The organism is Arthrobacter sp. Dra40 (assembly GCF_059091905.1).
Map to the genome: position 1 here is coordinate 1 of NZ_JBNHHB010000086.1, position 20,312 is coordinate 20,312.

Consider the following 20,312-nt stretch of genomic DNA (forward strand, 5'->3'; position numbering starts at 1 on the left):
CGTTAATGCAGTCCTGCATCTGGCTCAGCTGCTTGTCGAGGTTGGTATAGCCTCCGGCCTCGTACATGCTGTACTCGACGTTGTCCCTCTGTGCCTCCGTCAGGGTCCCGTAGTTCGTGGCAGCCCAGTAGGAATCCTTCATGTGCGGGAACAGGACGCAGATCTTCCACTCCTTGGAAATTTTGTCCTTGGCGATGGGCGTATAGGTGGTTTGCGTCGTCTTGCCGTTCAGGGCCGTATTGAGGGCCGGCGTACTCCAGTTCTGCACGGGCCCGGCGCTGGTAGCCGCGCCTGACGGGCCGCTGCCGGAGCCCCCCATTGCTCCACACCCGGTTGCCGCCAAGGTCACCGCCAGCGCAAGCGCTCCGATGGTACTGGCCTTCCTAGTCAGCTTCATGTGTCTCTCCAAGCTTGCCGATAGCCGAAGCCGCACCCCAGTCGATTGCCTTTTGTACACAATCTGCAGCGGTGTTGCCAGCATAGTCCGCGAGCTGGATCACATCAACACTTTCGAGCTGTTTCCGGGCATTGCTTTTCCGGCTCAGTAGCTGAAGCGGCACGCGGCGCGCCAGGCCGCGTTCGTCCAGCCGGAGAGGGAGCCAGGCACCGCCGGAGGCCCGGGCCGGAGCAACGATGCAACTGTGTGAAAGGTATGCGGATTCGTGCGCCGCCGCCGGCGAGCCGCAGTGGGCCACGACCTCGGTTCTTCTCAACCTGCCAACCAGCATTCTGATCACGAAGGCGGTCCCCCCGGAACTGCGCAGGGCTGTTGCTTTTTGGCCACGATTCGATTCGGGAACCTCGGCAGGAACGAGAGAAAGGACCGTCTCCTGAGATCCCAGACCTAGGGCGGCATTCCCGGGGAGAAAGCGTCCTCCTGAAGAACCGCTAATCTTCGCCTTTTGATGGCACGTGAAAACCCGGTAAACGAAAAGCGGTCGTGGATGGGGCCCTCCGGGACATCACCTGTGGCCAAAAGTTCGTAACCAGAGAATTGCGTGCACCTGGCCGAGGGCATCTCGGACCGGGTTGTGATGTTTGACAGCGGCACCGCCGAGGAGGGTGGTCCCGCCGACTGCTGCGAGAGCCGGCCTTGCCGCCTGAAGCCGGAAGCCCAGCCCCTAAGGCGCCCGTTCATCACCAGCGGACGGTACTTGGCTTCCTTTGCAGACAGTTTCGTCGCATTGTCTATAGTCGGGACGTATCGCCCTTCCGAGAGTGGAATTCTGGCCCCGTCCGCGTAAACTATAGAATTGTCAACATAAGACACGGCGCGTGGACAACAAAACTCATCGTGCTCAACCAGAAATTTTGGTGAAGCCATTGCAGCAAGGATGGAAGACAGGATGAAAAGGGGAGTGCTGGACCCGATAGTGCAGGAGTCTACGCCGGCCATTATTGCCCGCCGGATCCGTGATGCAATCGCTCGAGGCGATTTCGCTCCCGGCATCCAACTCGGTGAAGCCGAGCTCGCTAAAGAACTGGGAGTCAGCCGGGGGCCCCTGCGCGAAGCCATGCAGCGGCTTACCCAGGAAGGGCTGCTCATCAGTTACCGGAACAGGGGCCTCTTCGTCGTCACTATGGATGAGGCCGATATCCGGGATGTATACCTGGCCCGAACCGCCGTTGAAGCTGCCGCCATTAGCCGGGTGGCGAGCACGAACCCGGAGGGCAGTGCCGCAAAGCTCATGAAAGCCGTCCATGCCATGGAGGATGCGGCGGAAACCCCCAACAGCGATGCGATGACCGAAGCGGACATGAGATTCCACGCCCTGTTGGTTGAGCTCGCCGGCAGTCCCCGCCTGAAGAAGATGCACGACACTCTCCTGACTGAGACGCGGATGTGCCTCAATGCCCTGAAAAGTACGTACGCCACGGCTGACAGGCGCATCGCCGAGCATAAAGGCATCGCGGAAGCCATCTCCAGAGGAGATTCAGACCTCGCCGAGAAGCTTATGGCCGAGCACATGGAGGACGCCCTGAAGCGGCTGATCCCGTAGCGATCCTTCAGACCCCTGACGGTCCCCGGGGTCCGGCGCTAGGCCCGCGGGATCGCGGTGTACTTGATCTCCAGGAATTCCTCCACGCCCACCCGTCCGCCTTCGCGGCCCAGACCCGAGGCTTTGATTCCACCGAACGGCGCCGCGGGATTGGAAACGATCCCTGTGTTGAGGCCGACCATGCCCACCTCCAAGTCCTCACTAACGCGGAAGGCACGGTCCAGGTCCTGGGTGAACAGGTAGCCGGCGAGGCCCCAGGGCGTGTCGTTGGCCAGCCGTAACACTTCCTCTTCGCTGTCGAAGGGGATAACGGGAGCCACCGGGCCGAAGATTTCTTCGCTCATCAGCGCCGCGTCCGGGCTGACGTCGGAAAGTACTGTTGGGGAGTAGAAGTAGCCGCTGCCCTCCGGGCGGGAGCCACCGCAGACCACAGTGGCGCCCTTGGAAACGGCGTCATCTACGAGCTCCTGAACCTTATGAAGCGCCTTTTCCTCCACGAGGGGGCCAACATCCGTGCCGCTCACAGCGCCGTCGCCCACTTTGAGGGCGCTCAGTCGCCGCGCGAGGCGCACGGAGAACTCGGCAGCAACGGAGCGCTGGACGAAGATTCGGTTGGCGGCAGTGCAGGCTTCACCCATGTTCCGCATCTTCGCAGCGAAAGCGCCCTCAACGGCGCGGTCCAGGTCCGCGTCCTCAAAGACAATGAGAGGAGCGTTCCCGCCCAGCTCCATTGAAGAACGCATGACGTTTTTGGCAGCCTGCTCCAGTAAGCGGATGCCCACGCCGGTAGACCCTGTGAAGCTAACCTTGCGGGCAATGCCGCTTTCCATCCAGACGGTGACCACGTCGGAGGCTTTGGAGGTGGTGACCACGTTCAGTACACCCTTGGGCAGGCCAGCCTCTGCCAGGATGCCCGCCAGCGCCAGCGAAGACAGGGGGGTGAGGTTGGCAGGTTTGAAGACCATGGTGCAGCCGGCCGCCAGGGCGGGGCCGATCTTCCGGGTGCCCATAGCCAGCGGGAAGTTCCATGGCGTCACCAAGACGCAAGGTCCAACGGGTTCCTTCGAGACGAGGATGCGGCTCTTGCCGTCGCCGGAGGTGGTCAGATCTCCGCCGATGCGCACGGCTTCCTCTGAAAACCAGCGGAAGAACTCGGCGGCGTATGCCACCTCGCCTCTGGCCTCGGCAAAGGGCTTGCCCATCTCCGTAGTCATGACCAACGCCAGTTCGTCTTGGCGGGCCATGATCAGATCGAAGGCGCGACGCAGGATTTCGCTGCGTTCCCGGGGCGAGGTTTTTGCCCACTGTTTCTGGGCTCGGCCCGCGGTTTCGATCGCACGGCGTGCGTCTTCGGGGCCCCCGTCGGCCACCGTGGCGATGACTTCCTCGGTGGCAGGATTGATGACACTGAACCGGGCGCCGGAAGATGCTTCGGTCCACTCCCCGTCAATGTAGAGGTTTGTGCTGACCGTAGCGACGGCGTTGAGCGCCTTTTGCGAAGTCCGGGAGGCGGCTGACTGAATGCTCATGAGGGATCCTCTTCTTGGGTGGACGGAAATGACTGGCGGTTACGCTGGGGAATCCAATGCCGCTCTTTCGCCGGGGTCCAGTAGCTGGGCCAGATGACGACCCGGTTTGGAGTCATCAATCTGCTTTACCTGCATGGCGCAGGAGAATCCGTCCGTGAGGATCACGGACGAGGAGTCGGCTTGGCGCAGGGCCGGGGCCAGCGCCTGCTCGGACACCAGCATGCTGACGTCGTAGTGTTCCTTTTCAAAGCCGAAGTTGCCGGCCAGGCCGCAGCAGCCCGTGGCATCAGCCACACTGTCAATGCCCACGGCTCCGAGTGCCGCGCGCTGGACACCGGCTCCAAAGACGGAATATTCGTGGCAGTGCGTCTGAAGCACCACGTGCTCCGGAAGGGGGTGGATCGGCGCTGGTTTCCATCCGGCCCTGGACAGCTCTTCGATGTGCATCGCGAAGCTTCGTACCCGGGCCGCAACCCGGCGGGCCTGTTCTGTGTGGACCAGTTCGGGCAGGTCCTTGCGCAGCGCCGCCGCGCAGCTGGGTTCCACCACCACGATGGGCCGGTCGGTCCCGTCATCCAATGCCACCGCTGCCCGGGCCAGCTGCTTTTTTGCGGTGCCCAGCTGGCCGGTGGAAATCCACGTCAGGCCGCAGCAGGCGCCAGCTGAGCATTCCACCGAGGCCGAGCCGGCCAGAACGCGAGCAGCGGAACCGGCCACCTCCGGCCGGAAGCCGCGGGTGAAAGTGTCCACAAAAAGCACCACACCATCGCCACTCGGAATGATGCCCCCGGTGTAGTTGGTAACTGGCCCGATGCCGGCGGCCGCTACTTCGCGGCGCCACTGGCCGGCTCCGGCGAAGCGCGGCATTGTCCGCCGGGTGGTAAGCCCGCCCAGGGCGGAGGCGACCTTGGCCAACGGGGTGGACAGCACGGCGTTGATCAGGGGCGCGGTGCGGCCCGTGATCTTAAGCCAGCGGGGCAGCCAGCCCAACGAGAAGTGGGACATCGGGCGGAGTCTGCCCTGGTAGTAGTGCGAGAAGAATTCGGACTTGTAGGTGGCCATGTCGACCCCCGTGGGGCAGTCGCTCGAGCAGGCCTTGCAGGACAAACATAGGTCAAGCGCCTCGCGGACCTCCTCGGACTTCCAGCCTTCCTCCACGGTCCGGGCGCCGCGAATCATGTCTTGGAGCACCCGGGACCGGCCGCGGGTGGAGTCCTTCTCGTCCTTCGTGGCGCGGTAGCTGGGGCACATCACGCCACCCGCGTCCGTACGGCAGCGGCCCACGCCTATGCAGCTTTGAAGCGCGTGGACCCACGGGTCCGTACCGCTGCCGGTGGAGCTCTCGGGCCCGTCGGTTTCGATGGTCGATCCGCCACCGGCCGTGATGGGGCGGAGGTCGAAGCTGGTCCGCCAATGCCGCTCGGGAATGCCTTCGAGCGCCAGGTTGACGTCCATGGGATCAGGGTCGGTAAGGGAACCGGGATTGAGAATTTTTGCAGGGTCCCAGGTGTGCCGGAACGCGGCGAAGGCCGCCAGCATGCGTGCGGAGTACATCATGGGCAGCAGTTCGGAGCGTGCCCTGCCGTCGCCGTGCTCGCCGGAGAGCGAACCGCCGTGGCGGACCACCAGTTGGGCAGCTTCTTTCGTGAAGTCGCGGAAGACGCCCCGGCCGGCTTGGGTGCGCAGGTCGTAGGTGATCCGGATGTGCATGCAGCCGGCGCCGAAGTGTCCGTACATGACGCCAGTCAGGTCATGGCGGCTCAAAAGGTCGCGGAAGTCAGAAAGGTAGTCCGCGAGGTTCTCGGGAGCGACTGCAGAGTCCTCCCATCCGGGCCAGGACTCTCCGCCGGTGGCGAGCCGGGAGGAGAGCCCGGCGCCGTCCTCCCGGACCCGCCATAGCGCAGCTCGTTCCTGCAGGTCCGGCACGGTGTGCCCATCCACCAGCCGGCCGTTTTCCCTGAGCCGGGCCAGCAGCCGGTCAGCTTCTGCCCGGACCTGGCCCGCATCCCCGCCGTCGAGGTCCACGTACAGCCAGGCGTTGCCTTCGGGCAAACCCGTTACCGAGCCTGTGCCGCGGCGGAAGCGCATGGTGTCCACAATCGCCTCGTCGATACCTTCGACGGCAGCCGGGGAGAATTCCAAGATGGTCATGATGTCCCGTGCCGCGTCGACTACGTCCGCATAACCCAGGCACACCAACAGGGCACTGGGCGGCTTGGGCACAAGCTTCATCCGGGCGCCGACAATGATGGCGCAGGTCCCCTCGGAACCCGCGAGGGCGCGGGCCATGTTGAATCCGTTTTCCGGAAGCAGATGGGCCAAGTGGTAACCGGAGACTTGACGCTGGATCCGTTCGAGTTCCAGGCGGAACTCGTACAGGTGACCGCGGGTCAAGTCTGTGAAGGAGGCGGTCAGGGCACGCGCACGGGCTGCGGAGTCATTGTCCTCAGGATCGGTGGCACGCAGCCCCGTACCCGTGGCCGTAAGACGGGCGCCGTCGGAAGTGACGACGTCAATCTCCACGACGTGGTCCGATATCCGGCCATAGCGAACGGAGTGGTTGCCGCACGCATCATTGCCAAGCGAACCGCCCACGGTGGCACGGTTCTTGGAGGACGGGTCCGGGGCGAAGGTGAAGCGGTTACTGGTGGCCTTCTCCACCTCGCGGGTGAGGACGGCGAGCACCACGCCGGGGTCAACGGACACGGTACCGGTTGCCTCGTCAATCCCGTGGATCGCGTTCATGTGCCGGGAAAAGTCAAGTATCACGCCCGGACCCATGGCGTTACCGGCCATGGACGTCCCACCGCCGCGCCCGATCAGCGGCGTTGCCGTTTTCCGGCAGGCAGCCACAACCGCGAGCACGTCCTCGACCGTCCGGGGGAACACCACGGCCAGCGGGGCCACCCGGTAATTGGAAGCGTCATAGGAGTATTCCGCGAGGCGGCGCGGCGAGCTGTCGGCAGCCACGCCCGCCGACGCCAGGTGTGCAAGCACGGCCGGGATGCCGGCAGCCGGTGCGCCTGTCCGACGGGTGCCCGTTGCGGGGTCTGCGGGGGAGTGGACAGCATCAATCATGGTGGGCTCATGCGTCAGCGGACACCGCCACGGCTGGGGTGACGGCGGCGATGGCATCCTGGAGGTGTGTCAGGCCGGTGGTGATTTCTTCGGCCGTGACGATGAGGGCGGGGATGAGGCGGACGACGTTACCGGCCGGGCCGCAGGTGAGCGTGAGCAGGCCGGTGTTGGTGGTGGCCTGCTGGACTGCTGCTGCGGTGGCGGCATCGGGGGCGCCGTCCTCGGTGGAAAATTCGATGCCTTGCATCAGGCCCTTGCCGCGGACGTCGCCAATGACAGGGAATCCGGCCTGAATGTCTTTGAGCCCGGCCTGGAGCTGTTCACCGCGGATCCGTGAGTTCTCCACCAGCCCTTCGTCACGGACCACATCGAGGGTGGCGACGCCGGCGGCGGCAGAGACTGCATTCCCGCCGTAGGTTCCGCCTTGTGATCCGGGCCAGCCCTTGGACATCAGGTCGGTGGAAGCGGCGATTGCGGAGAGCGGAAAACCGGAGGCGATGCCCTTGGCAGTGATAAGGATGTCCGGGGCGGCGGTGGAGTACTGGTGTCCCCAGAACTTGCCCATCCGGCCCACGCCAGTCTGGACTTCGTCGAAGATCAGCTGGATGCCGTGCCGGTCGGCCCGTTCCCGCAGTCCTTCCTGGAACGCCGCCGGGGTGGGCAGGTACCCACCCTCACCGAGGGCCGGTTCGATCAGGAACGCTGCGGTGTCGTTGGGTGCGGTGCGGGTCTGGAGCAGGTAGTCCAGTTCCTTCAAGGCGAATTCCACTGCGGCCGCCTCATCCCAGCCGTACCGGTAGGCATATGGGAAGGCGGACACGTGCACCCCGGACATCAGTGGTGAGAACCCTGCGGAGAACTTCGTTCCGGCAGTGGTCATCGAGGCCGCCGCCACCGTCCGACCGTGGAAACCGCCCTGGAACACCACAATGTTTGGCCGGCCCGTGGCCATTCTGGCCAGACGGATCGCAGCCTCTACCGCCTCCGATCCGGAATTGGCGTAAAACACGGAATCCAGCCCTTCGGGCAGCACCTCGCCAAGCTTCTCGGTCAGCGCCAGCAAGGGCTTGTGCATCACAGTGGTGTACTGCGCGTGGATGACCTTCCCCACCTGCTCGCGGGCAGCCTCCACCACCCGCGGATGACAATGACCCGTGCTTGTTACACCAATGCCGGTAGTGAAATCCAGATACGACTTTCCATCAGTCGCGTATATCCAGCTCCCAAGGGCGTGATCAACCACCACTGGGGTCGCTTGCTTCAGGAGGGGGCTAAGGGACGTCATGGGTCCAATGATGCGGGCGCCATTATACTATTGTCAACAATCGGCGTCGCCGTCTCTGAGCGCACAGCGGCTTCACCTGAACGGACCATGAGCGACCCTGACCATGGACGGAACGCGGTCGGGGACCGGTTCAACGTCTAGCATTATTGCCGCGGCGGTGGCTGGCAGGGCTTCTTTTCCACACTCCCGGGCTATTAGCATGACGCCCATGGCCATCAAACTTGAGAACGTCGGCATCGCCGTTCGCGACCTCGACGCAGCGATTGCCTTTTTCACCGACCTCGGTCTCACGGTTGTCGGCCGCGACACGGTCAGTGGTAAGTGGACCGAGACCGCCGTCGGGCTTGATGGCAACCACGCGAACATCGCGATGCTCCAGACCCCGGACGGTCACGGTCGGCTCGAGCTCTTCGAATACATCCACCCGGAAGCGATCGAGTCGACTCCCACCCGCCCCAATGAGATTGGCATGCACCGCGTCGCGTTCTCCGTCGATGATTTGGACAAGGCCCTTGAGACAGCCGCGAAGCACGGCTGCCGTCCGCTTCGCGGTGTGGCGACCTATGAGGACACCTATAGGCTCACGTACGTCCGCGGTCCCAGCGGCATCATCGTGATGCTCGCTGAGGAACTGAAGAAAACTGACGGCTGAACGGCCAAGCCGGGTGTGCTAGGACGGATGCATGGGAACCCTCGCCTATGTCGCGACCGTGTCCGTCGACGGCTACGTCGCCGATGCCGACGGCGACTTTCAGTGGACGGCCCCGACCGAGGCGGTGTTTGCTGTCCACCTCGATCGCCTGGCCGAGGTGTCCACGGAGGTGCTCGGGCGAAGAGCCTATGCGTTGATGGGGTACTGGGACACCTATCCGGACTCCGAGGACCGTCCTGTGGCTGAGCGGGAGTTCGCCCGGCGCTGGCGCGGCATAGACAAGGTCGTGGTGTCGTCGACCATGACGGGCGAAGAGGTCACATCGGACCGGGCCAGCATCGTGCCGCACCTGAGCTTGGCCGAGCTGCAGCGCGTCGTGGAGCGTGCGAAAGGTGTGGTCGAGCTCTTCGGACCCACGGTTGCGGCAGACGCGATCCGTGCGGGCCTGGTTGGGGACTTCCGGTTCTTCGTGGTTCCGAAGATGGTGGGCGGAGGGCTGCGCGCCCTGCCCGACGACGTGCACCTTGACCTGGGTCTCGCCGAATACAGAATCTTCGACAACGGCACCGCATATCTGCGCTACCTGCCCCGTTAACGCCGGCCGGTCCCGGGGGCCGGGCATCTCCTGCGCGACGGCGAAGTGTGCCGCCACTACCTTTTGTGCTGGGTCGGAACGCCGTGCAGTTCCAAGTCCATGTCTGACGACAGGCACTTGGACCCGCGGAATCCCGCGCCTTATCGGCGGAATGTCAGGTGGACTGTGCCGCTCTCGGCCGTCTCGGTGGTGACGCGGTAGCCGGATTCCAGCCCGCGCATGTCGTCCCAGAGGCGGATACCGCGGCCGAGGATAATCGGCGCGATCGCGACGTGGAGTTGGTCGACGAGCCCGGCCTTTAGGAAGTCACGCACGACGGTCGCACCGCCGCCCACGCGGACGTCCTCGCCCCCGGCGGTTTCCAACGCGCGGTCGAGCACCTCCTGTGGCGTTGCGGAGAGGAAATGGAACGTCGTGCCCCCGGTCATCTCGATCGGCTGCCGTGGGGCGCCGTGCGTCAGCACGAAAACAGGGACCCGGAACGGTGGCTCGTCGCCCCACCAGCCTCGCCAGTCCGGGTCGTCAGGGAAGTGGTGCAGGCCGAACATCCCCGCGCCCATGATTTCTGCGCCGACCTCAGCGAAGTACGCCTTCGCATACTCGTCGTCCACGCCGGTCGTGCCCTTGCCGGAGGTGTCGTGCAAGACGCGTTCCCGGAAGGTTCTGGTCGCGGTGTACGCCTCGACCAGGCGGGACCAGTCTTTGCCCATCGGGTTCTCGGGGGTTTGCTCGGTCGTGGTCGCGAACCCGTCGAGCGAGATGTTGAGGTCAACGCGAACGGCCATCGGTACTCCAGGTCAATGAGTGCTCGTCGATTGCCATCACGATACTGGAGGGTCCGGGCTCGTCAAGGAGGGTTCGTGAGCAAGCGTTCCGATTTGCCCGATCGTTCCCGCCGTCGAGGCGCTCAGCGACCGTCAGGCTACAGGCCGGTGGCGCGGACTCTCCGGGTTCATCAGTGAGTGTCTGCGGCTGTACAACATGTAGATGGTCAGGCCGATGATCAGCCAGACCACAAAGCGCACCCAGGTTTCCCAGTGCAGTTGCAGCATCAGGAACCCGGAGGCCACGACGCCGAAGGCAGGGACCACCGGCATGAACGGCAGCCGGAAGGTCCGCGGTACCTCCGGCCGGGTGCGCCTCAGTACGATCACGGCCACACAAACCACCACGAAGGCGGCCAGGATGCCGATATTGGTGAGGTCCGCTACGGCCCGGATGGGGAAAAAACCGGCCAACAGGGCTGATGCGGTGCCGGCAATCCACGTCACCCGCTGCGGGGTGCCGTGCCGGTCCGTGGCCGCGAACCAGGACGGCAGCAGCCCGTCGCGGCTCATCGAGAACCACACCCTGGTCACGCCCAGCAGGAAGGTGAGCATCACGGTCAGGATCGACACTACGGCGAAGGCGGAAATGATCGTGGCCACGACCGGCAACCCGGCCGCCTCGAAGGCGGAGGCGAACCCCGCGGTGGGGCTGATGTTCTTATAGTTCTGCATCCCGGTTAGCACCAGGGTAGCCAGCACATAGAGGGTCATCGCGATGCCCAGCGACAGCAGGATCGCCTTCGGCATGTACTTCTTGCCGTCTACGGATTCCTCCGCCGCCGTGCTCATTGCGTCATAACCGAAGACTGCGAAGAAGACGGTGGCGGCACCGGCCAGGACCGAGCCGAATCCGGTGGGCATGAACGGGGTGTAGTTGCCCGGGTTCACATAGAAGAAGCCCAGCCCGATGATGAAGAGGATCAGCAGGATCTTCAGCCCCACCGCTATCAGTTCGAAACGGCCGAAGGTGCGGGTCCCGCGGCTGAGGATCCAGGCGATCAGCAGGCAGACCACGAGGGCCGGCAAGTTGATCACACCGCCCTCGACGGTGTCGCCGGTGCCCTGCATCCACGCCGGCACCTCTACTCCGATGCCCACCATAAAGGCGCTGAAATAACCCGATATGCCAATGGCGACGACGGCGACGATGGCCGTGTACTCCAGCAGGAGGTCCCAGCCGATGAACCAGCCGATGACTTCCCCTAGGGCCACGTAGCCATAGGTGTAGGCGGAGCCGGCAAACGGGATCATGCCCGCGAATTCTGCGTACGACAGTGCAGCCGCCGCGCTGGCCAGGCCAGCTATGAGAAAGGAAATGAGCACCGCCGGGCCCACCGGCGACGCGTCGGGGCCGCCGTTGGCCACCAGACCGGCCAACGTGAAGATACCGATACCGATGATGCCGCCAACGCCGATCGCGGTCAGCTGCCACAAACCCAGGCTTTTAGCAAGACGGCTTTCCCCGCTTTCCTCCACCATCTCCGTAATCGGCTTGCGCCTAAGGATGGATTGAGAACCGCTCCACATGGACATGCCGGACCCCCATGTTCGTGCCTGCATCTGCCGCCGGAGCCCTGCACCAGGGGCGGCTCCGCCCTGCGGATGCCCTGTACGTTTTAGAGTATGGACCGAGGTGCTGCCCGCAGGGAATAGACCACCGGTCCTCAGGCGCGAATTTCCCCCCACTTCCGGCGGCGCCCAGGACCACGCTCCCGCGGGTCAGGCGCTGCAGGCATCTGTCCGGATTGCAGGGGAACGTCGGAGACTGAACAATGTCACGTTCCGCTTAAACATCTGGTCTCCACGGAGCGGCGGACTAATCGCCGGCTTGGTACCGGCGGACGGCCACGGTAGCGTCGCATCGTGGACAAGCCGAAGAGCGTAGATGAGTATCTGGCGGCATTCCCCGCGGACGCTCGTAAACTGCTGGAAGAGCTGCGGGACCTGAGCCGCAGGCATGCTCCGGAAGCCGTAGAAGCCTTGAAATGGGGTTCTCCGGCGTACTCTCTTGACGGAACCATCATGTTCGTTTTTGCCGGGTACAGGCAGCACGCAAACTTCGTTTTCACTCCCAGCACCCGAGCGGCGTTTGCCGATGAACTGACAAACTTTCGAACAGGCAAGGGCTCGGTGCAGCTGCCCTACACCCAGCCTGTTCCCGCCGGGTTGCTGGGGCGGATGATCGCCCACCGCATCCGGGAGTTCCGGAATGACGGCGTCCTGTGGATGTAGGCAGGCGGGGGCGGCCGGCGGTGACGTGAAGTTCCGCTGCAACATCCGCCTCGCCCAATGGCCGGCGGGGTATCGACGCCGGCCGGCCTCCCACAGGCCGACCTCTGTTGTCCGTCCATCGGATGGACTAGGGTGGGCCCATGTCGCGGTTCAGCTTCCTCGAGTGGCCGGTGGTACGGCAGCTCCGAACGGGTGATTCACTCGGGCGGGGCGAGGCTGTGACGTCGCGGCGGACCCGTGAAATCTCTCCCCGGACGTCGACCGCAGACCGCGTGGTGCAAAGCGTGTGTCCCTACTGCGCGGTGGGGTGCGGCCAGCGCGTTTTTGTCAAGGACGAAAAGGTTGTCCAGATCGAGGGCGACCCGGATTCACCGATCTCCCGCGGCCGGCTCTGCCCCAAGGGATCCGCCAGCGAGCAACTGGTCAACGCGCCAGGCAGGCAGACGAAAGTGCTCTACCGGGCACCACATGCAGCGGACTGGCAGGACCTGGACCTGGACACCGCCGTCGACATGGTGGCGGACAGGTTCCTCGAAGCACGCCGGAACAACTGGCAGGACAAGGATGAGCACGGGCGGCCGCTGCGCCGGACCATGGGCATCGCCGGGCTCGGCGGGGCGACCCTGGACAACGAAGAGAACTACCTGATCAAGAAGCTCTTCACCGCTGCAGGCGCCATTCAGCTCGAAAACCAAGCACGCATTTGACACTCCGCCACCGTTCCCAGTTTGGGAACCTCCTTCGGACGCGGCGGCGCAACGCAATCACTGCAGGACATGGCCAACGCCGACTGCATTGTCATCCAGGGCTCAAACATGGCCGAATGCCATCCCGTGGGCTACCAGTGGGTGACGGAAGCGAAAGCGCGCGGCGCAAAGGTCATCCATGTGGATCCGCGGTTTACGCGCACGAGCGCCGTGGCGGACAAGCATGTGCCCCTCCGTGCGGGTTCAGACATCGTGCTTCTTGGCGCCCTGATCAACTACGTGATCAGCAACGATCTCTGGTTCAAGGAGTACGTTAGCGCCTACACCAATGCGGCAACGCTGGTGAACAAAGACTTCCGTGACACCGAGGACCTGGGCGGACTGTTTTCCGGGTTCGACCCGGAGACGGGCCAGTACAACCTGGCGTCCTGGGCCTACGAGCGGAAGCCGGGAGCGGGAGAGCCGGACGGGCACGAACACGGGGCAGACACCTCGGAACGGGCAACCGGGCAGCAATACGGCTCCGGAGGACCGCCCCTGGACCACCCGGATTTCGAGCAGGACCCTACTCTCGAACATCCACGAACGGTGTTCCAGATCCTGAAACGACACTACCTGCGCTACACCCCGGAAATGGTCAGGGATGCCTGCGGCATCTCGCTGGAGGATTTCGACTACCTGGCGCGGGCCATCACGGAGAACTCCGGCCGCGACCGGACCACGTGCTTTGCCTATGCCGTCGGCTGGACCCAGCACACTGTGGGCGCGCAGTTCATCCGGACCGCGGCGATCCTGCAGCTCCTGCTGGGCAACATGGGGCGGCCGGGCGGAGGAATCATGGCGCTGCGCGGCCATGCCAGCATTCAAGGCTCCACCGACATTCCGACGCTGTTCAACCTGCTGCCCGGCTACCTCCCCATGCCCAGGGCCGAGATGGAGACGTTGCAGGACTACCTCGGCAGCATCGCGTCCCCGACCCAAAAGGGCTACTGGGCGGACGCCGATGCGTACACCATCAGCCTGCTCAAGGCTTGGTGGGGCGACGCGGCGAACGCGGACTCGGACTGGGGCTACGGCTACCTTCCCCGGATCAACGGCCCGCACGGGACCTACCAGACCGTGATGAGCATGCTCGATGACCAGGTCGAGGGCTATTTCATCTTTGGCCAGAACCCCGCCGTCGGATCCGCCAACGGCCGGATGCAGCGTCTCGGGATGTCCCACTTGAAATGGCTGGTGGTGCGTGACCTGAACCTCATTGAGTCGGCGACGTGGTGGAAGGACGGCCCCGAGATTGCCACCGGCGAGCTGCGGACCGAGGACATCGGCACCGAAGTCTTCTTCCTGCCGGCGGCGACCCATGTGGAAAAGGCCGGTTCCTTCACCCAGACCCAGCGTCTGCTGCAATGGCGGCACCAGGCGATTCAGCCGCCGGGGGACTGCCAGAGCGAACTGCAGTTCTTCCATGAGCTGGGCAAGCGCATCCGGGCCAAGCTGGCGCACTCGACGGATGAACGCGACCGGCCGCTGCTGGACTTGACGTGGGACTATCCCGTCGACGAACACGGCGACCCCGATGGGGAGGCGGTGCTCGCCGAAATCAACGGCCGGCATCTCACTGGCCCCAAGGCCGGCTTGCCCCTTGCGTCGTACACCGAGATGCGCCCGGACGGCTCGACGTCGGGTGGTTGCTGGATCTATACGGGTGTGTATGCGGACGGCATCAACCATGCGGCCGACCGCAAGCCCGGGCAGGAACAGGGGCCGGTGGCCTCCGAGTGGGGCTGGGCATGGCCGGCGAACCGGCGGATCCTCTACAACCGCGCCTCGGCGGACCCTGAGGGAAAGCCGTGGAGCGAACGCAAGAAGTACGTCTGGTGGGACCAGGAGCAGAACCGGTGGACAGGGGAGGACGTCCCGGATTTCCCCTTGGACCGAGCTCCCGGAAGCCAACCGGATCCAACCGCAGGCGGGGCAGCCGCACTGGCGGGGGACGACCCGTTCATTATGCAATCCGACGGCAAGGGATGGCTGTTTGCACCGAAGGGCATGGTGGATGGTCCCCTGCCGACCCACTATGAGGCGCAGGAGTCCCCGGTTGCCAACCCGCTGTACCGGCAGCAGCAGAACCCTGCCCGGCTCACCTTCCCGCGCGAAGACAATCTCAGCGCACCGAGCGCCGGCGCGCCCGGTGCGGACGTTTACCCCTACGTCTTCACCACGTATCGGTTGACCGAACACCATACAGCCGGCGGCATGAGCAGGTGGCTGCCGTACCTCTCGGAGCTCCAGCCGGAGATGTTCTGTGAGGTGTCACCTGAGTTGGCGGCCGAGCGCGGGCTGGAACCCTACGGATGGGCGACGATCGTCTCGCCCCGGGCAGCCATCGAGGCCAAGGTACTCGTGACTGATCGGATGAGGCCGCTGGTGGTAGCGGGGCGCGTCATGCACCAGATCGGGCTGCCCTACCACTGGGGAGTCGGAGACGACGCCGTCGTCAGCGGTGACGCAGCCAACGATCTGTTGGGGGTGGCGCTCGATCCAAACGTGCAGATCCAGGAGTCGAAGGTCGGGTCCTGCGACATCTTCCCGGGCCGGCGGCCACAGGGACCGGAGCTCCTCACCCTGGTCGCCGAATACCGGGCACGGGCAGGCGTGACACCCGAAACCGGCAGCGCCAAACTTACCGACCCGGGCCAAGTGTTGGGTGACGACACCAGGAGGGAAGACTAGATGAATCAGCTGACTGAAGCTTCCGGCCACACGCACAGCGGGCACCCGCGTAAGGGCTTTTTCACAGACACCTCGATCTGCATCGGATGCAAAGCATGCGAGGTGGCCTGCAAAGAGTGGAACCGCAACCCGCATGATTCGGAGTACGAACTCCTGCAGTCCTCCTACGACAACACCGGTGCGCTGGGAGCCGACACGTGGCGCCATGTCGCCTTTGTCGAGCAGAAGCGCGAGCAGATCGAGCAGGCACGCGACTCCGGGCGCGCCCTCGTCAGCCTCGGCATGCCTGGCATCGGACCACCGGGAAGCTCCGACAGCGTGGGGAAGCTGGCAGGCGTGGATACAACGCCCCCCGATACACCCGATTTCCGCTGGCTGATGTCCTCGGATGTGTGCAAGCACTGCACCAACGCCGGGTGCCTGGACGTATGCCCCACCGGTGCTCTGTTCCGAACCGAGCACGGCACAGTGGTGGTGCAGGACGACGTGTGCAATGGCTGCGGCACCTGCGTCGCGGGATGTCCGTTCGGTGTGATCGAACGCCGCAGCGATGGCACTGTCGCCCCGAAAACACAGCGTGACTTCACCCCCGGGGAACAAGCGCAAACACGCAACGTCGGCGTCGCGCAGAAATGCACCCTGTGCTACGACCGGATCGTCGAAGGCCAGACGCCCGCCTGCGCCCAGGCCTGCCCTACGACGTCGATCAAGTACGGCGAGCGTGAGGAGTTGGTGGCCACCGCGAAGCAGCGCGTGGCTGAACTGCACTCGCAGGGGCTGACCGAGGCGCGCCTCTACGGCGCCAACGATGACGACGGCGTCGGCGGCACCGGCTCCGTGTTCCTGCTGCTCGATGAACCGGAGGTGTATGGCCTGCCGCCCGACCCACGGGTGCCCACAGCAGACTTGCCGCGCATGTTCAAGCGGGCTGGCATCGCTGCGGCCGGCATGCTCGCCGCGACCGCGGCGGCCTTTTGGACTGGAGGCCGCCCTTGACTGTCTCTGACTTTGACGACTACCGCCCGCCCGAACCGCCGCGCCGGCCCAGGCGCGGGGGAAAGCGGCGCCGCGCTGGAACCGGGGACGGCTCTGGCGAAATGCCGATGGTTCCAGAGCCCGAGTTCTCGTCCTACTATGGCCGGCCCGTGGTCAAGCCACCGCCCTGGGGAGACCCCATAGGCGCCTACCTTTTCCTGGGCGGCGTGGCCGGGGGATCCGCGCTGCTCGGACTTGGCGCGCAGCTTACGGGCAACCGGGCACTGTGCCGCAACAGCCGACTCGGCGCCCTCACGGCAATCGGGCTCGGGGCGGCCGCGCTGGTGGCCGATCTGGGCCGGCCCGAGCGGTTCCTCAACATGCTGCGCACGATCAAACCCACGTCGCCCATGAGCCTTGGCTCATGGATCCTGACCGCCTTCAGCGCAGGTGCCGGGATTTCGGCAGCGTCCGAAATCGATCGCCTGACCGGCTCGCGGCTGCCGCTGGGCCCGCTGCGCCCGGTGCTGCAGGCACTCGAGGGGCCGGCGGGCGCAGGGGCGGCGGTGTTCGCCGCGCCGCTCTCCGCCTACACGGCGGTTCTCCTGTCGGACACCGCGAATCCGACGTGGAACGCCGCACGTGAAGATCTGCCCTTCGTTTTCGTCAGTTCCGCAAGCATGGCCGCGGCCGGTCTGGCCATCATCACCACACCCGTCCACGAGGCCGGGCCCGCCCGGGCGCTCGCGGTCCTGGGTGTTGCAGGCGATGTGATCGCCACGCGGGTGATGGAACATGGCATGGACCCGGTGGCTGCCGAACCTTTGCATGAAGGCACACCCGGGCAGATGCTGAAGTGGAGCCAGCGGTTGGCCGTGGCCGGCGGCGTCGGTGTCCTCTGTGGCGGCAGGAACAGGCTGGCCGCGGCGGCCTGTGGAGCAGCCCTGCTTGCGGCCTCGGCGCTGACACGGTTCGGAGTCCTGCGGGCCGGTATCCGCTCCACTGAGGACCCCCGCTACACCGTCGAACCGCAAAAGAAGCGGCTCGCGGCCCGGCGCAGGGCAGGCATCGTCCATGATTCAATCACGACCGCCCGGTGAACCGCTGGACGGCTCAGCGCACCTCGATCCCGGAACCTGCCACGGTTTCCCCCACGACGGGGTGCCCGGGCAGCTCGCCGACCACGAGCAGCCCGCCCGAAGTCTGCGCATCGGCCAGCATCAGCAGATCAGCCTCTGAAATTCCTGCTCCCGGCCGCAGATGCGGGCGTACCCATTCCAGGTTGCGCCGTGTGCCGCCGGAAATGTAGCCATCCCGGAGAGCCTCCGGGGCGCCGGCGACGAGGGGGACGGCGCTCCGGTCAATGATGGCAGCCACTCCCGACGCGCGGCACATCTTGAAGAGGTGGCCGAGAAGGCCAAATCCCGTGACATCCGTGGCAGCCCGGACACCGCTGCGCACCGCCGCGTCCGCGGCCTCCCGGTTCAGCTGCGTCATCACCGCGATAGCCTCGGCGAAGACCTCGCCGGTCTGTTTGTGCCGGTTGTTCAGCAGACCGAGGCCGATCGGTTTGGTCAGCGTGATCGGCATTCCGGGCTGGGCTGCGTCATTACGCATGAGCTTGTCGGGTTCGGCAATGCCTGTCACTGCCATCCCGTACTTCGGTTCCGGGTCGTCAACCGAGTGCCCGCCGGTCACTGGACACCCCGCTTCGGAAGCCACTGCAAGCCCGCCCCGCAACACTTCGGTCAGCAGCTCCATGGGCAGGAGGTCCCGGGGCCAGCCCACCAGGTTGATCGCGCTGATCGGACGCCCGCCCATCGCGTAGACGTCCGAGAGGGCGTTCGCCGCAGCGATCCGGCCCCAGTCATACGCGTCGTCGACCACGGGTGTGAAGAAGTCCGCCGTCGAGAGCACTGCGAGGTCTTCTCCGACGCGCACCGCAGAGGCATCGTCGCCGTCGTCGAGCCCCACCAAGACGTTCGGGTCGGTTTGGCCGGTCAGACCGCGAACTACGTCTTCGAGCTCGCCCGGCGGAATTTTGCAGGCGCACCCTCCGCCGTGCGCGTAACCGGTGAGCCGGACTGCTTCGGCGGGTTGTGCTGCAACGCCCGTGGTCCCATTCATGATCACAGCATAGGAGCGGCCGGCCGGTGTTACCATGCTCGTGGAGGCGTCCGGGTCCTGGTGGGCCCCCCGGTCTTCAAAACCGGTGAGACCGAGTACCTCGGTCTGGCGGGTTCGATTCCCGTCCGCTTCCGCCAGCTGCCGCAGCTGAAGGTGACCCGGGAAGGAGGGCCGTGGGCCAGAACGACCCGCGCCGGCTCATTCCGCGCACCGATACGCTGCTCGCCCACCCGGAGCTCCGCCACGCGCGCACCCGCCTCGGCGACGACGCGATCCGCTCGGCCGTTCGGGCCGCGCAGGAACAGGCGCGCCGCGGCGATCTTGCCCCCGACGACGTCGAGGCGACGGTTTTGGCCGCCGTGGCGTCCCGCGCAGCCGCTTCGTTGCGGCCGGTCCTCAATGCCACCGGCATTATCGTCCACACGAATTTGGGACGCGCTCCACTCTCCGCGTCCGCGCGTCAGGCTTTGCTGTCGGCCGCCGGTTATGTTGACGTCGAGATGGATTTGGGCGCCGGGGTGCGGTCCCGGCGGGGGGCCGGTGCTCGGAGGGCCCTGCTTCAGGCATGTCCGGCTGCGGAAGAGGCGCTGGTGGTGAACAACGGCGCCGCGGCGCTGGTGCTGGCCACCACTGCCTTGGCCGGCACCGGGGAAGTCGTGATCAGCCGCGGCGAGCTGATTGAAATCGGGGCCGGCTTCAGGCTTCCCGAGCTGATCGAATCAACCGGTGCCCGCCTGCGCGAGGTGGGCACCACCAATCGGACCCACCTGGCTGATTACGCAGCAGCCATCACTGCCCGGACCGGTTGCCTGCTCAAGGTGCACCCGAGCAATTTCCGGGTCAGCGGGTTTACGTCCGAGGTCCGACTGAGCCAGCTGCGGTCCCTGGCCGAAGAACACCACATCCCTTTGGTCGCAGATCTCGGCAGCGGCCTCCTCGAACCGGACCCGATGCTGCCCGATGAGCCTGACATTTCCGGTGCGCTGGCTGCCGGGGCCGACGTGGTCATCGCCAGCGGCGACAAGCTGTTGGGCGGCCCCCAAGCGGGGCTGATCTTGGGCCGTGCCGAAGTAATCAGCCGGCTGGCCAGCCATCCGCTCGCCCGGGCGGTGCGGGCAGACAAGCTGACGCTGGCGGCGGTCGAAGCGACGATCATCGGAGAGCAGACGCCGGTGACGGATGCCCTGCACGCCGATCCCGCCCGGCTGCGGCAGCGCACAGAGCGCTTGGCGGCTGCCGCCGGCGGCCTGGTGGTGGAGCATGACGGGAGAGTCGGCGGCGGGGGAGCGCCAGGGGTACCGCTGCCAGGGTGGGCCGTTCAACTGCCCGAACCGGCCGCCCGGCGCCTTCGGACCGGTGATCCGGCGGTGCTGCCGCGTGTCCACCGCGGTACCTGCCTGGTTGACCTGCGCTGTGTGCCGGAGGCCGACGACGAGCGGCTGGCTGCCGCCGTGCGTTTGGCACTGGTACAGCTCGATGACCCGCCGGGAAGTGCAGGCTCCTGACATGTTCGTGGTGGCCACCGCCGGGCACGTTGACCATGGCAAAAGTACCTTGGTGCGCGCTCTCACC

The 20,312-nt window shown here is 65.4% G+C and carries 15 protein-coding genes, 1 tRNA gene and 1 pseudogene; 9 read left to right on the forward strand and 8 right to left on the reverse strand.

The window, feature by feature from the left end:
• Both AC5RWT_RS23225 and AC5RWT_RS23230 read right to left on the reverse strand, forming a co-directional pair.
• Nucleotides 1–397, reverse strand: a pseudogene (locus AC5RWT_RS23225) (hypothetical protein); the annotation flags it as partial.
• Complete coding sequence (locus AC5RWT_RS23230; RefSeq protein ID WP_494082218.1) at nucleotides 384–737, reverse strand: hypothetical protein; 354 nt, start codon at nucleotides 735–737, stop codon at nucleotides 384–386. The pseudogene AC5RWT_RS23225 and the gene AC5RWT_RS23230, both read right to left, overlap by 14 nt.
• A gap of 609 nt (nucleotides 738–1,346) precedes the next feature.
• On the opposite strand from AC5RWT_RS23230, the gene AC5RWT_RS23235 reads away from it, so the two are divergent.
• A complete protein-coding gene (locus tag AC5RWT_RS23235) occupies nucleotides 1,347–2,000 on the forward strand; it encodes a GntR family transcriptional regulator (RefSeq protein ID WP_494082232.1) in 654 nt (217 codons plus the stop codon).
• A 38-nt stretch (nucleotides 2,001–2,038) separates the two neighbouring features.
• Here the strand turns inward: AC5RWT_RS23235 and AC5RWT_RS23240 are convergent, their stop codons facing one another.
• Genes AC5RWT_RS23240 through AC5RWT_RS23250 form a run of 3 tightly spaced genes read right to left on the reverse strand, consistent with a single transcriptional unit; the run spans nucleotide 2,039 to nucleotide 7,892 of the window.
• Nucleotides 2,039–3,529, reverse strand: coding sequence for an NAD-dependent succinate-semialdehyde dehydrogenase (locus tag AC5RWT_RS23240; RefSeq protein WP_494082219.1), 1,491 nt, complete (start codon nucleotides 3,527–3,529; stop codon nucleotides 2,039–2,041).
• A gap of 39 nt (nucleotides 3,530–3,568) precedes the next feature.
• On the reverse strand, nucleotides 3,569–6,607 hold the full coding sequence (locus tag AC5RWT_RS23245) for an FAD-binding and (Fe-S)-binding domain-containing protein (protein WP_494082220.1): 3,039 nt from the start codon (nucleotides 6,605–6,607) through the stop codon (nucleotides 3,569–3,571).
• A gap of 7 nt (nucleotides 6,608–6,614) precedes the next feature.
• Entirely contained in the window at nucleotides 6,615–7,892 is a 1,278-nt protein-coding gene (locus AC5RWT_RS23250; RefSeq protein WP_494082221.1) for an aspartate aminotransferase family protein, read from the reverse strand.
• A 208-nt stretch (nucleotides 7,893–8,100) separates the two neighbouring features.
• Here AC5RWT_RS23250 and AC5RWT_RS23255 point away from each other — a divergent pair, with 208 nt between their 5' ends.
• Nucleotides 8,101–8,544 (forward strand): VOC family protein, encoded by a 444-nt coding sequence (locus AC5RWT_RS23255; protein ID WP_494082222.1) that lies wholly within the window; start codon nucleotides 8,101–8,103, stop codon nucleotides 8,542–8,544.
• A gap of 31 nt (nucleotides 8,545–8,575) precedes the next feature.
• Nucleotides 8,576–9,139 (forward strand): dihydrofolate reductase family protein, encoded by a 564-nt coding sequence (locus AC5RWT_RS23260; RefSeq protein WP_494082223.1) that lies wholly within the window; start codon nucleotides 8,576–8,578, stop codon nucleotides 9,137–9,139.
• Nucleotides 9,140–9,279: 140 nt separating this feature from the next.
• Here AC5RWT_RS23260 and AC5RWT_RS23265 read toward each other — a convergent pair whose 3' ends face one another.
• Entirely contained in the window at nucleotides 9,280–9,924 is a 645-nt protein-coding gene (locus tag AC5RWT_RS23265; RefSeq protein WP_494082224.1) for a dihydrofolate reductase family protein, read from the reverse strand.
• Between the two features lie 132 nt (nucleotides 9,925–10,056).
• Nucleotides 10,057–11,499, reverse strand: a complete 1,443-nt coding sequence (locus AC5RWT_RS23270) for an amino acid permease (RefSeq protein WP_494082225.1) — start codon at nucleotides 11,497–11,499, stop codon at nucleotides 10,057–10,059.
• 330 nt (nucleotides 11,500–11,829) lie between these two features.
• Here AC5RWT_RS23270 and AC5RWT_RS23275 point away from each other — a divergent pair, with 330 nt between their 5' ends.
• From AC5RWT_RS23275 to nrfD, 4 genes are all read left to right on the forward strand, one after another.
• Entirely contained in the window at nucleotides 11,830–12,198 is a 369-nt protein-coding gene (locus AC5RWT_RS23275; RefSeq protein WP_494082226.1) for an iron chaperone, read from the forward strand.
• Nucleotides 12,199–12,338: 140 nt separating this feature from the next.
• Nucleotides 12,339–15,638, forward strand: a complete 3,300-nt coding sequence (gene fdh, locus AC5RWT_RS23280; protein ID WP_494082227.1) for a formate dehydrogenase — start codon at nucleotides 12,339–12,341, stop codon at nucleotides 15,636–15,638.
• Nucleotides 15,639–16,634: a 4Fe-4S dicluster domain-containing protein gene (locus AC5RWT_RS23285; protein WP_494082228.1), complete on the forward strand. Its 996-nt coding sequence runs from the start codon at nucleotides 15,639–15,641 to the stop codon at nucleotides 16,632–16,634.
• On the forward strand, nucleotides 16,631–17,713 hold the full coding sequence (nrfD, locus tag AC5RWT_RS23290; RefSeq protein WP_494082229.1) for an NrfD/PsrC family molybdoenzyme membrane anchor subunit: 1,083 nt from the start codon (nucleotides 16,631–16,633) through the stop codon (nucleotides 17,711–17,713). The genes AC5RWT_RS23285 and nrfD overlap by 4 nt, the downstream gene beginning before the upstream one ends.
• Nucleotides 17,714–17,726: 13 nt before the next feature.
• Here nrfD and selD read toward each other — a convergent pair whose 3' ends face one another.
• Nucleotides 17,727–18,740 carry a selenide, water dikinase SelD gene (gene selD / locus AC5RWT_RS23295; RefSeq protein ID WP_494082230.1) on the reverse strand — a complete coding sequence of 338 codons (1,014 nt, stop codon included), beginning with the start codon at nucleotides 18,738–18,740 and terminating at the stop codon, nucleotides 17,727–17,729.
• Between the two features lie 42 nt (nucleotides 18,741–18,782).
• Here selD and AC5RWT_RS23300 point away from each other — a divergent pair.
• Together AC5RWT_RS23300 and selA are read left to right on the forward strand one after the other, a co-directional pair.
• Nucleotides 18,783–18,877, forward strand: a tRNA-Sec gene (locus AC5RWT_RS23300).
• A 36-nt stretch (nucleotides 18,878–18,913) separates the two neighbouring features.
• Nucleotides 18,914–20,245: an L-seryl-tRNA(Sec) selenium transferase gene (gene selA, locus AC5RWT_RS23305; protein WP_494082231.1), complete on the forward strand. Its 1,332-nt coding sequence runs from the start codon at nucleotides 18,914–18,916 to the stop codon at nucleotides 20,243–20,245.
• The last annotated feature ends 67 nt before the right edge of the window (nucleotides 20,246–20,312 follow it).

What these genes read in the sequence shown, in the direction of transcription:
- AC5RWT_RS23235 (WP_494082232.1), top strand. Translation starts at nt 1,347, where the DNA reads ATGAAAAGGGGAGTGCTGGACCCGATAGTGCAGGAGTCTACGCCGGCC.
- AC5RWT_RS23240 (WP_494082219.1), bottom strand. Translation starts at nt 3,529, where the DNA reads ATGAGCATTCAGTCAGCCGCCTCCCGGACTTCGCAAAAGGCGCTCAAC.
- AC5RWT_RS23285 (WP_494082228.1), top strand. Translation starts at nt 15,639, where the DNA reads ATGAATCAGCTGACTGAAGCTTCCGGCCACACGCACAGCGGGCACCCG.
- AC5RWT_RS23245 (WP_494082220.1), bottom strand. Translation starts at nt 6,607, where the DNA reads ATGATTGATGCTGTCCACTCCCCCGCAGACCCCGCAACGGGCACCCGT.
- selD (WP_494082230.1), bottom strand. Translation starts at nt 18,740, where the DNA reads ATGAATGGGACCACGGGCGTTGCAGCACAACCCGCCGAAGCAGTCCGG.
- AC5RWT_RS23270 (WP_494082225.1), bottom strand. Translation starts at nt 11,499, where the DNA reads ATGTCCATGTGGAGCGGTTCTCAATCCATCCTTAGGCGCAAGCCGATT.
- AC5RWT_RS23255 (WP_494082222.1), top strand. Translation starts at nt 8,101, where the DNA reads ATGGCCATCAAACTTGAGAACGTCGGCATCGCCGTTCGCGACCTCGAC.
- AC5RWT_RS23265 (WP_494082224.1), bottom strand. Translation starts at nt 9,924, where the DNA reads ATGGCCGTTCGCGTTGACCTCAACATCTCGCTCGACGGGTTCGCGACC.
- AC5RWT_RS23250 (WP_494082221.1), bottom strand. Translation starts at nt 7,892, where the DNA reads ATGACGTCCCTTAGCCCCCTCCTGAAGCAAGCGACCCCAGTGGTGGTT.
- AC5RWT_RS23260 (WP_494082223.1), top strand. Translation starts at nt 8,576, where the DNA reads ATGGGAACCCTCGCCTATGTCGCGACCGTGTCCGTCGACGGCTACGTC.